Genomic DNA, 14079 nt, shown 5'->3' with positions numbered 1-14079 from the left:
CGGAGATCGGTATTTCGGCGTTGTAAGCACGGGGGGAGAGGGAAGCGAAAGGGCCCTGTGCCGCAGGGTCGGGCCCATGAAGCGATCCCTCATCATGACCACGGCCGCGGCCGTCACCGGCCTCGCCCTCGCCGTCACCGGCTGCGCGAACGGCCCGACCGGCGGGAAGCAGGACTCCGCATCGGGCGGCGGCTCCGGGTCCGGTTCGGGTACGGACGCGGACAACGCCGTGAAGATGCGCCAGTGCCTGCGCGAGCACGGCATAGACGCGCCCGACCCCAAGCCCGGCCAGGACCCGCGCGGGATGACGGTGGGCGGCGGCGCCGACCCGGAGAAGATGCAGGAGGCCATGAAGGCCTGCGGGATGGGCGGCCCGGGCTCGGGCAAGGAGCCCACCCAGGAGGAGAAGGACAAGGAGCTCGCGTGGATCCGCTGCATGCGCGAGAACGGGGTCCAGCTGAAGGACCCCGAGTACAGCGGCGGCATGCGGACCGGCATCGAGGTCCCCCAGGGCCAGGAGAAGGCCTTCGAGGACGCCCGGAAGAAGTGCGAGGCGGCCCGGTCGTGAGGGCGCGGGCGAAGTGGCTGCTGGGGTCGCTGGCCGTCGTGCTCGCCGCCTCGGGTGGCGGGTACGCGGTCACGGCCCAGCCGCAGCAGGAGGGCGCGGGCAAGAGCGGGCAGCACGGCGCCGGCCTGCCGCCGGCCACCGCGCCGGTGCAGCGCGGCGACCTCGGCTCGGGCCTGCGGGTGGAGGGCACCCTCGGCTACGCGCACGAGCGCAAGGTCGGCGCGGCCGGGCCGGGCGTGCTGACCTGGGTCGCGGGCGAGGGCACGGCGGTCGAGCGGGACGGGAGGCTGTACGAGGTCAACGGCAGGGCGGTGCGGCTCATGTACGGGTCCACGCCCGTGTACCGGCCGCTGAAGGCCGGGGACAAGGGCGAGGACGTCAAGCAGCTCAAGCGCAACCTCCAGGCGCTCGGCCACGGCACCGGGCTGGACCCCGAGGACGGCACCTTCACGGCCGGTACGGCGACGGCGGTCAAGCGGTGGCAGAAGGCGCACAAGATGCCGCAGACGGGCGAGGTCGCCAAGGAGGACATCGCCTTCGCCCCGGGGCCGCAGCGGGTTCGGAGGAACGACTCGGCGGTCGGTGACGAGCCGGGACCCGGCAAGCCGGTGATGACCCTGACCGGCACCGAGCGGATCGTCCGCTTCCAGATGGACGCGGCGAAGGCGGGCGCGGCCAAGACCGGCGAGCAGGTCAGTGTGCGGCTGCCCGGCGGAGCCACGGTCACCGGGAAGATCGACTCGGTGGGCGGCGCGGCCGGTCCGGACGAGAAGGGCGACGGCGGCGGCCCCGGCGGCGGTGACAAGAAGGCCAAGGTCGAGGTGGTCGTCGCGCTGGACAAACCCGCCGAGGTGGGCGCCCCCGACCAGTCCCCGGTGTCGGTCGGCCTGACCGGCGAGACCCGCAAGGGCGTGCTCTCCGTACCGGTCAACGCGCTGCTGGCGCTGGCCGGCGGCGGCTTCGGCGTGCAGGTCGTCGAGGACGGCAGGGCGCGCGAGGTCAAGGTGGAGCCGGGCATGTTCGGCAACGGCCGGGTCGAGGTGACCGGCGACGCCCTCAAGGAGGGCATGCAGGTGGGGATCCCGAGGCTGTGACGCACACGCATCCCGATCCCGCACCCGCACCCGCACCCGTGGTCGAACTGGCCGGGGTCGCCAAGGAGTATCCGGGCGGGGTCTCGGCCCTGCGCGGGGTCGACCTGACCGTCGCCAGCGGCGAACTGCTCGCCATCGTCGGCCCGTCCGGATCCGGTAAGTCCACCCTGCTGCACATCGTCGGCACCCTGGACCGGCCGACGGCGGGCGGCGTGCGGATCGCCGGTCACGACGTCGCGGCCCTCTCGGACCGCGCGCTGTCGGCGCTGCGGTCCCGGCACGTCGGCTTCGTCTTCCAGTCCTTCCACCTCGTGCCCGGCGTCAGCGCACTGGCGAACGTCGCCGAGGGGCTGCTGTACTGCGGCCTCTCGCGGGCCGAGCGCGGCCGCCGGGCGGAACGGGCCCTGGAGCGGGTCGGCCTCGGCGACCGGCTGGAACACCGGCCGCACGAGCTGTCCGGCGGGCAGAAGCAGCGCGTGGCGATCGCCCGCGCGGTGGCGGGCGCCCCGGACCTGCTGCTGGCCGACGAGCCGACGGGCGCCCTGGACACGGCGTCCGGGGAGTCGGTGATGGAACTGCTGCACGAGCTCAACGCGGACGGGGCCACCATCGCCGTGATCACCCACGATCAGGAGATCGCGGCGAGCCTGCCGCGCCAGGTGCGCATCCGGGACGGCGAGATCGTTGCGGACGTCCGCAGCGCGGCGGCCGGGGCGGGGGTGACGGGATGAGCCGTACGAACCGTACGAGCCGTGCGAACCGTACGAGCCGTCGTACGCGTTCCCGTACCGGGCGGCCGGTCCCGCCGAGGCTGTCCCCCCGCGACGTCCTGCACGTCGGATCGGCCGGTCTGCGCTCGCGCCCGATGCGGGTGTTCCTGTCCGCGCTCGGCATCGCCATCGGCATCGCGACGATGATCGCGGTGGTCGGGATCTCCTCCTCCAGCCAGGCCAAACTGCTGCGCGAGCTCGACCGGCTCGGCACGAACATGCTGGTCGCGACGCCCGGGCAGGGGATGTTCACCGGGCAGGACACCACCCTCCCCAAAGAGGCCCCGGGCATGATCTCCCGCATCCAGGGCGTCGAGTCGGTCGGCACCACCGGTGACGTGGCCGAGTCCGTACGCCGCTCGGAGAACATCCCGGAAGAGGAGACGGGCGGGATCGTGCTGAAGGCGGCCAAGGACGATCTGCTGGGCACGCTGCGCGCCGAGATGGGCCGCGGCACCTGGCTCAACGAGGCCACCGGCCGCTATCCGTCGGTGGTGCTCGGCGACGTCTCGGCGCGGCGCCTGGGCATCACCGAGCCCGGGCAGCAGGTGTTCATCGGCGGCCGGTACTTCACGGTGATCGGCATCCTGGCGCCGGTACCGCTGGCTCCGGAGATCGAGCGCTCGGCGCTGATCGGCTGGGACGCGGCCGAGCGGCTGCTGGGCTTCGACGGGCACCCGACGGCCGTGTACGAACGGTCGGCGGACGACCGGGTGGCGCAGGTCCGCAGCCTGATCGCCCCGACGGCCAATCCGCAGACGCCGAGCGCGGTCGCGGTCAGCGACCCGTCGGCGGCGCTCCAGGCGAAGGCGGCCACGAAGGGCGCCTTCAGCACCCTGCTGCTGGGGCTGGGCGGGATCGCCCTGCTGGTGGGCGGGGTCGGCGTTGCCAACACCATGATCATCTCGGTGCTGGAACGCCGCCACGAGATCGGCCTGCGCCGCTCGCTGGGCGCCACCAAGGGCCAGATCCGGATCCAGTTCGTGACGGAGTCCCTGCTGCTGTCCGGCCTCGGCGGCCTGGCGGGCATCGCGCTCGGCGCGGCGGCCACGGCCGTCTACGCCTGGGCCGGCGACCTGCCCTGGGTGGTCCCCCTGTGGGCGGTCACCGGCGGCTTCGCGGCCACCCTGGCGATCGGCACGCTGGCCGGCCTCTACCCGGCGGTCCGGGCGGCCCGGCTGTCCCCGACGCTGGCGCTGGCGGCGGGGTGATGCGGACGCCTCAGCGGATCACCGGCGTACGCTGATCCGATGCGAACTCCACGTCACGCAGCGCGCGTTGTCATCCTGTCCCCCGCCGGTTCGGTGTTCCTCTTCCGCGAGGACAACGTGGAGGTCGGCATCCACTGGCTGCCGCCCGGCGGGGGCATCGACCCGGGCGAGAGCCCCGAGGAGGCCGTACGGCGCGAACTGCGCGAGGAGACCGGCTGGACCGACCTGGAGCCCGGCCGGCTGCTGTGCACCTGGGAGCACGACTTCACGCACCAGGGGATCCCCGTCCGCCAGCACGAGCACATCTACCTGACGACGGGCCCGCACCGCGAGCCGGTGCTGGAGGAGCCGGGCATCCACTGGCAGTGGCTCCCCCGGCAGCGCCTGGCCACCCTGGGCGAGCCCCTGTGGCCGCCGCGCCTGCCGGAACTCCTGGCGAACGCACCGGCCGAGCCGGTGCACTTGGGGCTGCTGGCCTAGTTCTTGCCCGCGCCCGTGGCCTTGGCGTACAGCGAGGCGGCGTAGTCGCCCAGGATGGTGCTGGTCGACACGTCGTCCGTGTCGCCGCCCGTCAGGATGCCGATGATCTTCCCGTCGCGGGCGATCCAGGCGCTGCCGCTGGTGCCGCCGGGGAAGTCGGCGCAGTCGAAGCGCTGTTCGGTCGCACTCTCGCGGACGGTGACCGACGTGCACGTGCGGGGCACCTTGCGGTCGGCGGGGTAGCCGGTGACGGTGACCTCCTCGCCCGAGCGGCCGCTGGTGTCCAGTACCGCCCCGCCGGTCACGTCCTCGATGGTGCGGCCCGAGGCGTCGGGGGCCAGCCGGGCGAAGGCGAGGTCGTAGCTGTCGTCCGTACCCTGCGCCCAGCGGTCGTCCTCGAAGACTTCCTCGAGCTTCCACGTGCCGTACGGGGCGAACCCGTTGGCGTACGCGGGTGCGAAGACGGCGGTGCCGCCGCCCTGGTCCCCGTCGAGCAGGCAGTGCCCAGCGGTGACGATCAGGTTCCGGCCGGGGCTCTGCACCACGGTGGCGGTGCAGAAGTGGTCGCTGTCCAGGCCGTCCGTGAACAGGGCCCCGGTGAAGGCCGCGGGCCCGCCGGGCTGCGGGGTGACGGCGGGCGGCAGGGGGCTCTTGGGCGGGGTGGACAGCTGCGGCTTCGCCGCTTGCGCACGCGACGGAGACGTCGCCGACGCCGTGGGCCCGGCCTTCGCCCGCGCGGGCGCGCCCGCCTCCGGCGGCGGCACCAGCTCGGCCATCGCGGCGGAGGCCCCCAGGGCAGCCGCGGCGCACAGCACCACGGTCACGACGGTCCGCTTGTCCACCGACATGATGATCCTTCCGCTGCGCCCCGGCGAAGCATGCCCCGCGGGCAGGGCCGGGTGCAAGGGGCACGAAATCCCGCCGGCCGTCCGCCCCCCCCCCACGCACCCAGCCCCCTCACAACCCTGCGTACAACCCCTCGATCTGGGCCGCGTACCGCTCCGCCACCGCCCTCCGCCGGAGCTTCAGCGTCGGCGTCAGGGTGCCCGCCGCGATCGTGAAGTCCTCGGACAGGACGTGGAACGCGCGTACGCGGGCGGGGCGGGAGACCGCGGCGTTGGCCTCCGCCACCGCCGCCTCGATCAGGGCGCGGACCGCCGGGTGCGCGGCCGGGGCACCGCCCAGGTCATGGCCCTCGCGGGCCGCCCAGGCCGCGATCTCCTCCGCGTCCAGGGTGATCAGGGCCACCGGGTGCGGGCGGCGGTCGCCGATCATCACCGCGCGGGAGACGTAGCGCGAGCGCTGGATGGCGAACTCGACCTCCGTGGGGGTGAGGTTCTTCCCCGCCGAGGTGATGACGATCTCCTTCTTGCGGCCGGTGATCCGCAGGTACCCGTCGGCGTCCAGTTCGCCCAGGTCGCCGGTGTGCAGCCAGCCCTCCGGGTCCAGCGCCTCCGCCGTCGCCGGCCCGTTCGCGTGGTAGCCCGGGAAGACCATCGCCCCGCGCGCCAGCACCTCCCCGTCCTGCGCGATGCGCACCTCGCAGCCCGCGATCGGGCGCCCCACCGTCCCGTACCGCACCGCGTCCGGGTGGTTGAGGGAGATGACACCGCCCGACTCCGTCATCCCGTAGCCCTCGTACACCGCGATCCCGCAGGCCCGCAGGAGGTCCAGGGTCGCCGGGGCGATCGGGGCGCCGCCGGTGAGCGCCCACTTCAGACGGCCTCCGAACGCGGCCCGGACCAGGGAGTAGAGCGACTTCTCCGCCGCCTCGTACTCCTCCCGCCGCTCGTGCGGCAGCCGCCCCTCCGCCGCCAGGACGCCCAGCCGCACCGCCTCCTCGAGGCGTTCGCGGCCGCCCTCCTCGGTCTCCGCCAGCGACAGCACCACCGAGTGGAGCTTCTCGAACAGCCGGGGTACGGAGGGCAGGTGGGTGGGGCGGACCTCCGACAGCTCCGCCAGCACGTCCTCGATCCTGCCGCCGAAGTAGCAGAGCTCCCCGCCCTCCAGCAGCGTCGTGAACTGGATCAGCTGCGCCAGCAGGTGGGCGAGCGGCAGGTAGAGGTAAGTGGAGTCCCCCGGGCCGCCCTTGACCAGCGGGAGGGTGGCGTCCTGGATCGCGCCCAGGTTGCCGTGGGTGAGGCGGCAGCCCTTCGGCAGGCCGGTGGTGCCCGAGGTGTAGACGATCGACGCGTCCGCCCCGGGCACGACGGCCGCCGCGCGGGCGAGGAGTTCCGCCTCCGGGGCCTGCGGCAGGCCCGGCAGCGCGTCCATCCCCACCACCGCGCGCAGCGCCGGCAGTTGGGCCCGCAGCGCCTCGACCCGGGCCGCCTGCGCCGCGTCGTCGCAGACCACGACCACCGCCTCGGAGTCCGACAGCACCCAGGCGAGCTCCTCCTCCCCCGCCGTCGGATAGACGGGGACGAGGACCGCGCCCGCCGCCAGCACCCCGAAGTGGGTGTACGTCCACTGCGGCCGGGTCTCCGCCAGTACGGCCACCCGCTCGCCCGCGGCCACCCCCAGGCCGAGCAGCGCCCGCCCGACGGCCCGCACCTCCGCGCCCAGCTCCCCGTACGTCCGGGTCTGCCAGCCGCCGTCTCCCGGTGCCCGGAACCTGAGGGCCGTCTCCGGCCCGTACCGCGCCTCGGTCCACTGGGTGAACCGCGCCAGCGTGCTCGGCCGGCCGTCGACGTCGATGCACCTGTCCATCGCGTGCCCTCCCGGGAGTTGGTGACCCCCGACGCTAGGCATCCGGCGCGGCCCGGCGGCATGACCGGAAGCGTCACCCGCACTGGCCTCAGCGCTCAACCGCCTCGGCAGCGCACGTCATGTGCGGAAGGCGTGATCGTCCAGTGAGCGTCGAGTGGCCATCGACCGGTCTTTGTCGGCCACGAGAGTCTGTTTCCGGCCAAGCCATGCTTGGTAAAGCGCGCCCCAAGCCGGGAATGTGCAGGTCCACGCCCGGAACACCGCACCACACCACGCCTGTTGGCCAATTCACCAGTGGCCAACTGATCGTCTTGTAGGTAACGTTCATGTGTGCCCGGCGTTCGAAGGACAAGACGCCGAGCACACCGTCGGACTTCTCTCTGACCAAGAGCGGTTCGGCAGCGACCAATTAATCGGGGGAAAGAAGTCCGGGGGGACCATTCGGTTTCCACGCCTGTTCAGGTTGCCCATCGGGCTTCCTCCCCCTTGCGACAACGCAAGGGAATCAAATGAATCGCAACACCCTGCGGATGGCGGCCGTTTCGGCCGTCGCCGCCATCGCCATCGGGGGCGGCGCCGGTCTGGCCCAGGCCTCCACCGCGTCCGTGGCAGCGCCCCAGAGCGTCTCGGCCACCCAGCAGGCCGAGGCCCAGCAGGCGGCGCGCGCCCTGCTGGCCAGCCCGCTGGCCGCCGAGCTCACCGCCGCCGAGCGGACCGAGATGCAGCAGATCGTCAACGGCGAGCTCTCCGCTGCCAGCAAGTGGAAGGCCATCAAGGCGGCCTTCAGCAAGGTCGCCGGCTTCGCCAAGGCCATCGGCGGCAAGTTCAGCGACTTCAAGAAGTGGTACGACGGCCTGTCCTGGTGGGTGCGGGCCCCTCTCGCGGCCGTCTCCCCCGGCCTGACCCTGCTTGAGATCTACAACGCCCTCCACTGATCGAGTGGCGTGGGCCGGGTCCGTCCGGGATTCTTCCCGGGCGGGCCCGGCCCGCTACCCGTAGCAGACCTGCCCTGCTGCGGAGACACGCAGAGACGGAGCGTCCGGGATGACCGACACCAATTCCACAGCCCGTACCCGCGCGTCCGGCGGGAGCACGTGGGCCCTGCCCCTGCTCGCGCTCGCGCCCGCGGCGGCCATCAACCAGTTCACCGACCGGTCCACGCCGTGGCTCGTGATCTCCTGGGTGTGCTGCGCCCTGTCCGCGGTATTGCTGGCGGCCGGCTGGTCGACCGTATTCCGGCACGGAATGCGCGGTATCGGATCCTGGGTGATGTGCATTCTCGCGCACGCGGTTCTGGTGGCGCAGGCGATGCGACTCATCCTGTCCTGAGGCACACGCGATGCACACCTGAGGCCGTAACAGAATTCCGAATTGGATCCGCAAATTGAGCAAGTCAATCGGGGGAAGAAACCCGCGGGTGACAACCCTTCGGTTTCCACGCCTGTTCAGGTCGCCTGGTGCGGGCTTCCTCCCCCTTGCGATAACGCAGGGAGACCCTACATGAATCGCCGCTCCCTCCATACGGAGCCGGGCGGAGTACTGGTGGAGGCGAAAGGCCTCGGCCGCTCCTTCGGCCCCAAGCGGGTCCTGGACGACGTCTCTATGACCCTCCGCTCCGGCGAGGTGACCGGCTTCGTCGGCGCGAACGGGGCCGGGAAGTCCACCACCATCCAGCTGATGCTGGGCCTGTTGCACGGTGAGGGCCGCACCAGCTACCTCGGCCGCCCCCTGCGCGCCTGGGGCGCGCCCGGCACGGTCGTCGGCGCGGTCCTGGGCGGAGTCGCGGGCCACTCGAAGCACCGCGTCCGCACCCATCTGCGGATGGTGGCCGCCGGCTCCGCCGTACCGGACCGCCGCGTCGGCGAACTCCTGGACACCGTCGGCCTGACGGAGGCGGGCGGGCTGCGCCTGGAGCAGCTGTCACTCGGCATGGCCCAGCGCGTCGCCATCGCCCAGGCCCTGCTGGGCGATCCGCCGGTGCTCATCCTCGACGAGCCCGCGAACGGCCTCGACCCCCATTCCATCCGCTGGCTGCGGGAGTTCCTCCGCGCGCAGGCGGACCAGGGCCGGGCGGTCCTGGTCTCCAGCCATTTCCTCGGCGAGATGGAGCAGTTGGCCGACCGCGTGGTCGTCCTGTCGCGCGGCCGGCTCGTGGCCTCCACTCCGATGGCGGAGCTCCTGGCCCGTGCGGCCGACCGGCGGGTGGTGACCGTGGAGTCGCCCGATCTGCCGAGGCTGGCCGGGCTCGTCGAGGCCCTCGGCGGCCGGCTGACCCCCACGGGTGGCGCGGGCGCGCGCATCACCGGCCTGGACCGGGTACGGATCGGCACGCTCGCGGCCGAGAACGCCCTGCCGCTGTACTGGCTGCACGAGGCGGGCCCGTCGCTGGAGGAGTTCTACCTGGGCATCGCGGAAGAGGAGTTCAAGATCTCGTGAGGTCATCGGCACCGGCGGCCCCCGAGGCCGCCGCTCCCCCCGCCCTGCCGGCCCCCGTGGCCGTCGCGCCCACCGAAGCCTTCCTCCGGGCCTGCCGTTACGAGTGGCGGCATCTGGCGGGACTGCGCTCGACGTGGATCCTGCTCGGTGTCGTGGCGGTACTGAGCCTGCTGACGGGCATCACCGTCCTGCTCGACCTCGACAAGGACCGGCCGGTCACTCCGGCCACCATGGCCGACGTCATCGCGTGGACCCCGCTGGCGACGCAGGTTCCGGCCCTGTGCTTCTTCCTGCTCGTCCTGGGCACCGGGCCCGTTTCGACCGAGCTGGTGCGCGGAGGCGCCCGCACGACGTGGCTCGCGGTGAACGGTCGCTTCACCGCCTACACCGCGAAGTGCCTGGTCGGCTTCCTGATCGCGGCCGCGACGGCCGCCGGCAGCGCCCTGCTCGGCGCCTTCTCCTCCGCGACCGTCCTGGCCGTGAAGGGCGCCCCGCAGCCCGAGTGGGGCGGCGTGCTGGTGCCCGCCCTGCGCTTCACGCTGTGGATGGGCTGCTGGGCGCTGCTCTGCCTGGCGCTGGTGTCCCTGGTCCGCAGCCGGATCATCCCGGTGCTGCTCCTGTGCATGTGGCCGCTGATCGTCGAGCGGCTCGTGGGCGGGGCGCTGGGCTACCTGCCGGGGCTGGACGGGGTGGGCGACTGGATGCCGTTCGCGGCCGGCCGCGCCATGCTGACGGACGTCTCCGCCTACCCGGCCGACGACCGGCCCTTCGCGCAGGCGCTGGTCGGATCCCACCTGTCCTCGGGCACGGCCACACTGGTGTTCTGCCTGTACACCGCCGCGATCGCGGCGGCGGGCTGCTGGGCGTACTGCCGCCGGGACGCCAAGACGGGCTGATCGGGTCCCTCTCCGCGCCGCCGCTTCCGTATCGCACGGCGGCGCGGAGAGCTACCGTCGGACCATGGGGAGGCGGACGATCACCGTGCACCACGTCCGGGCCGTGCTCGCGGGGGCCCGCGGCAGCGGCATCGACACCGTGCCGCTGCTCCAGGAGGCGCAGATCCCGCCGCTGCTGCTGGGCGACGACCGGGCACGGATCACGCCCGCGCAGTTCGCCCGCCTGTTCCGCGCGCTGTACAGGACCACGCAGGACGAGTTCCTCGGCCTGAGTGCGGTGCCCAGCCGCCCCGGCACCTTCGCGATGATGTGCTACGCCTCGCTCGGCTGCCGGGATCTGGGCGCGGCCATGGAGCGGGCGGCCGCGTTCTACGGGCTGTTCCCGGGCGGGCCGGAGCTGGCGCTCGAAGTCGTCGGCGCCGAGGCGCGGTTCACGGTGCGCAACGACTTCGTCCGGGACGAGGAGCGCTTCCTCACCGAGTGCGTGCTGGCCATCTGGCACCGGCTGAGCAGTTGGCTGATCGGCCGGCGCATCCCGCTCGCGTACGCGGCGTTCGCGTATCCCCCGCCGCCGCACAAGGACGAGTACGAGATCCTCTTCGACTGCCCGGTCCGCTTCGGGCAGAGCCGTACGGGCGCCGCCTTCGACGCGCACTGGCTGACCGCGCCGCTGGTACGGGACGAGCCCGCGCTGGACGCGATGCTGCGCCGCGCCCCCTTCGACCTGCTGTCGCGGCCGGAGTACGGGACCACGGTCGCGGAGCAGGTCCGCCGGGCCCTGACCCGGCAGCTGCGCACTTCGCCGCGGCTGCCGGCGCTCGGGGAGGTGGCGGCGCGCCTCGCCGTGTCCCCGGCGACGCTGCGGCGCCGGCTGCAGCAGGAGGGGACCTCGTTCCAGCAGCTGAAGGACCACGTCCGGCGGGACGCGGCGATCGCGGGCCTGGCGGAGAGCGGCGAGCCGATCGCGGAACTCGCGGCCCGGCTGGGCTTCTCGGAGGACACGGCGTTCCACCGCGCCTTCCGCCGCTGGACGGGCACGACCCCGGGCGCCTACCGCCTCACTTCCGGCGGCTAGGGCCCGGGGTCGCTCCGGCGTTACGAGGTGTAGTAGCCGGCCACGTCGGCGATCAGGTCCACCGACCCCGCGTTGTTGTAGAAGCTCACCTTCCCGTTCACCACAGGGACGACGACCAGGTTCGGAATCGTCAGCCCGGCAGTGAAGTTGAGGTTCGACGCACTCGTGCGGGTCGTGCCGTTCGGGTACACCGAGACGTAGCTGGCGGTGTTGGGGTCGGTGGCCGTGACGTTCAAGACCACGGCCGTGACCCCGGTCGCCGGGATCCCCGCCGTACCGGTGACCTGCAAGGTCACCGTCCCGCCCTGACCCACCTTCGCCCTCGGCACACCCAGACCCTCACGGGTGTCCATCAACCGCGTCGGCGTGATCGGCTTGTACGTGGAACCCGAACCGTCGGTCGTGTAGTAACCGGCCACATCGGCGATCAGATCCACCGACCCCGCGTTGTTGTAGAAACTCACCTTCCCGTTCACCACAGGGACGACGACCAGGTTCGGAATCGTCAGCCCGGCAGTGAAGTTGAGGTTCGACGCACTCGTGCGGGCCGTGCCGTTCGGGTACACCGACACATGGCTGCTCGTGGTGGGCTCGGTGGCCGTGACGTTGAGGACCACGGCCGTGACCCCGGATGCCGGGATCCCCGCCGTCCCGGTGACCTGCAAGGTCACCGTCCCGCCCTGACCCACCTTCGCCCTCGGCACACCCAGACCCTCACGGGTGTCCATCAACCGCGTCGGCGTGATCGGCTTGTACGTGGAACCCGAACCGTCGGTCGTGTAGTAACCGGCCACATCCGCGATCAGATCCACCGACCCCGCGTTGTTATAGAAACTCACCTTCCCGTTCACCACAGGCACGACCACCAGGTTCGGAATCGTCTGCCCGGCGGTGAAGTTGAGGTTCGACGCACTCGTGCGCGTCGTGCCGTTCGGGTACACCGAGACATAGCTGGCGGTGTTCGGGTCGGTGGCCGTGACGTTCAGGACGACGGCCGTGACTCCCGTCGCCGGGATCCCCGCCGTGCCGGTGACCTGCAAGGTCACCGTCCCGCCCTGGCCCACCTTGGCCTTCGGCACACCCAGACCCTCACGGGTATCCATCAACCGCGTCGGCGTGATCGGCTTGTACGTGCCCTGGCCGGAGCCCGCGGGCGGCGTCACCGTCAGCGTGCCGCGCGGGTACTCGCTGCCGAGCGCGATGACGCTGATGTTCCAGTTGCCGGCGGGGGCGGTGCGCAGGTCCACGGTCGCCTTCAGCGTCCGGGCGTCCTCGGAGACCGAGACGGTCTTGGCCGTCAGCGGCGCCGGGCCGCCGGTCAGCTGGATGGTGTTGCTCATGCCCAGCGCCGTGCCCTGCACGGTGAGGGTCGCGACCGTACCGCTCTGCGCGGTGTTCGGCGTGACCGTCCCGACGGACAGCTCCTCGCCGCCGCAGGGCGCGGTGGTGCAGACGACCTCGGCGCGGTACGCCGTGCGCTCCGCCTCGTCCGGCAGTGCGAGGACGAACAGGCTCTGGTCGGTGCCCTGGCAGGTGTACGGGGACGAGCTGCCCATGCAGAGATTGGTACCGGCACTGCTGTAGAGCGCGGGCTCCGGAGTGGACGTCCCGCCGTCCGTGGCGGTGATGCCGACCCTGAACCGGTCACCCGAAACGCTCGGCAGGACGGCGCACACGCCGGTGCGCTCCGCGGAGAGCGTGCCGGTCAGCGGGCCGTACCCGTACGCGATCGACCCGGCGCGCGTGCACTCGGGCGCGTGCCCGGCGGCCGTGGCGATCCGCCAGGCGTCGAGGCGGTAGGAGGCGGGCAGGGACCAGTTCTCCGGGACGTGGGTGACGACCTGGTAGCCGGTGGAGCCGGTGGGCGTGCACGCCCAGGTCTTCTGGTGGCAGGAGATGCCACCGGTGTTGTCCATGACCAGCATGTGCGTGCTGTCGTGGGCGTCCCGGGGGTTGACGAGCAGCCGGTCCGCGGCGGCGGCCGTGGTGATCCGGTGGCAGCGCAGGGTGCCGTTCTGGCCGGACGTGCCGGTCGTGGCCGGGGCGCCGACCGCCGTCGCGGCGGAGGCGGCGCAGCCCTTGGCCGTGGCGGTGACGTCCCGGCGGACCAGGGTGTGGCTGCGCGCAGCGTCCTGGCCCTCCAGGAGCACGGTGTACGCCTTGCCCGCGGTGAAGGAGCAGCTGCTGAGGCCGTCCGTCCGGAGCTGCTGGCCCGGGACGGGGTGGTCGTAGCAGGAGGGCCCGTTGCCATCGGTGTCGATCATGGTGATCGCGTAGTCCGGGTACAGCTCCGTGTCGTCCGGGAGGCCGTAGCGGATACGGAGGAGCTCGGCGGTGGAGTGCGCGTCGGCCGGAATGGTCAGGCAGTGGGAGAAGACGCCGTTGCCGGTCTCCAGCCGCACGGCCGCCGCGTCGTCGGCGAAGCTCCCGGCCGGCAGGACCTGACAGCCTGCCTGGAGCACGTCCGTACGGACGAAGTGGACGCCGTACGGACCGGTCGCGCCGAGGTCGTCGGCGTGCACCAGCGCACGGAACGGCGCCGTTCCGGTCAGGGCGCATTCGCCCCGGACGAGGTCGCCGGCCTCGCACTGTGCGGCGCCGTTCCGGTCGACCACATCGACCTGGACGCTCACGCCGGCGCCGCCGCGCGAGGTGAGGGCGGCGATCCGCGCGCCCTGCGGGCTCGGCAGCTGCAGGCAGTGCGTCTGTCCGGCATCGGTGAAGTTGCCTGCGTACCGGCCCTCGGCGACGACGGCACAGTCCTCGGCGGCCGGTGCGGCCCGAGCGGCGCCCACCGGCAGGAGGAGTGCGGCGAGGACGGCGAGCAGGCACGTCACAGC

General features: G+C 72.6%; 13 protein-coding genes. 10 read left to right on the top strand and 3 right to left on the bottom strand.

The genetic code is table 11. The features are described from left to right. The first annotated feature begins 76 nt into the window (after positions 1–76). From ACIPUC_RS35265 to ACIPUC_RS35245, 5 genes are read left to right on the top strand one after another with little or no spacing between them, the layout of a single operon-like run. Positions 77–568 carry a hypothetical protein gene (locus ACIPUC_RS35265; protein WP_446594464.1) on the top strand — a complete coding sequence of 164 codons (492 nt, stop codon included), beginning with the start codon at positions 77–79 and terminating at the stop codon, positions 566–568. Then, the gene (locus ACIPUC_RS35260) at positions 565–1662 is read left to right on the top strand and encodes a peptidoglycan-binding protein (protein WP_446594463.1); all 1098 of its coding nucleotides are present in this window, start codon (positions 565–567) and stop codon (positions 1660–1662) included. The genes ACIPUC_RS35265 and ACIPUC_RS35260 overlap by 4 nt, the downstream gene beginning before the upstream one ends. Beyond that, the gene (locus ACIPUC_RS35255; RefSeq protein ID WP_446594462.1) at positions 1659–2393 is read left to right on the top strand and encodes an ABC transporter ATP-binding protein; all 735 of its coding nucleotides are present in this window, start codon (positions 1659–1661) and stop codon (positions 2391–2393) included. Before ACIPUC_RS35260 ends, ACIPUC_RS35255 begins: the two co-directional genes overlap by 4 nt. After that, positions 2390–3643: an ABC transporter permease gene (locus tag ACIPUC_RS35250; protein WP_446594461.1), complete on the top strand. Its 1254-nt coding sequence runs from the start codon at positions 2390–2392 to the stop codon at positions 3641–3643. The genes ACIPUC_RS35255 and ACIPUC_RS35250 overlap by 4 nt, the downstream gene beginning before the upstream one ends. A gap of 39 nt (positions 3644–3682) precedes the next feature. Beyond that, entirely contained in the window at positions 3683–4123 is a 441-nt protein-coding gene (locus ACIPUC_RS35245; protein WP_446594460.1) for an NUDIX hydrolase, read from the top strand. Here ACIPUC_RS35245 and ACIPUC_RS35240 read toward each other — a convergent pair. Beyond that, complete coding sequence (locus tag ACIPUC_RS35240) at positions 4120–4971, bottom strand: trypsin-like peptidase domain-containing protein (RefSeq protein WP_446594459.1); 852 nt, start codon at positions 4969–4971, stop codon at positions 4120–4122. The two genes, ACIPUC_RS35245 and ACIPUC_RS35240, sit on opposite strands and share 4 nt — an antisense overlap. A gap of 109 nt (positions 4972–5080) precedes the next feature. Further along, positions 5081–6832, bottom strand: a complete 1752-nt coding sequence (locus ACIPUC_RS35235) for an AMP-dependent synthetase/ligase (RefSeq protein WP_446594458.1) — start codon at positions 6830–6832, stop codon at positions 5081–5083. A 509-nt stretch (positions 6833–7341) separates the two neighbouring features. On the opposite strand from ACIPUC_RS35235, the gene ACIPUC_RS35230 reads away from it, so the two are divergent. The 5 genes from ACIPUC_RS35230 (at position 7342) to ACIPUC_RS35210 (ending at position 11239) form a co-directional block, all read left to right on the top strand. Further along, entirely contained in the window at positions 7342–7767 is a 426-nt protein-coding gene (locus ACIPUC_RS35230; protein ID WP_446594457.1) for a hypothetical protein, read from the top strand. Positions 7768–7876: 109 nt separating this feature from the next. After that, positions 7877–8161: a hypothetical protein gene (locus ACIPUC_RS35225; protein WP_446594456.1), complete on the top strand. Its 285-nt coding sequence runs from the start codon at positions 7877–7879 to the stop codon at positions 8159–8161. A gap of 171 nt (positions 8162–8332) precedes the next feature. Further along, positions 8333–9268, top strand: a complete 936-nt coding sequence (locus ACIPUC_RS35220) for an ABC transporter ATP-binding protein (RefSeq protein WP_446594455.1) — start codon at positions 8333–8335, stop codon at positions 9266–9268. Then, positions 9265–10164 carry a hypothetical protein gene (locus tag ACIPUC_RS35215; protein WP_446594454.1) on the top strand — a complete coding sequence of 300 codons (900 nt, stop codon included), beginning with the start codon at positions 9265–9267 and terminating at the stop codon, positions 10162–10164. The genes ACIPUC_RS35220 and ACIPUC_RS35215 overlap by 4 nt, the downstream gene beginning before the upstream one ends. 64 nt (positions 10165–10228) lie before the next feature. Beyond that, positions 10229–11239, top strand: a complete 1011-nt coding sequence (locus ACIPUC_RS35210) for an AraC family transcriptional regulator (protein ID WP_446594453.1) — start codon at positions 10229–10231, stop codon at positions 11237–11239. A 20-nt stretch (positions 11240–11259) separates the two neighbouring features. Here ACIPUC_RS35210 and ACIPUC_RS35205 read toward each other — a convergent pair whose 3' ends face one another. Further along, positions 11260–14076 carry a hypothetical protein gene (locus tag ACIPUC_RS35205; protein WP_446594452.1) on the bottom strand — a complete coding sequence of 939 codons (2817 nt, stop codon included), beginning with the start codon at positions 14074–14076 and terminating at the stop codon, positions 11260–11262. Between the last annotated feature and the right edge of the window lie 3 nt (positions 14077–14079).

It is taken from the genome of Streptomyces sp. LARHCF249, assembly GCF_052871255.1.
This window is presented reverse-complemented; position numbering and strand designations above follow the sequence as displayed.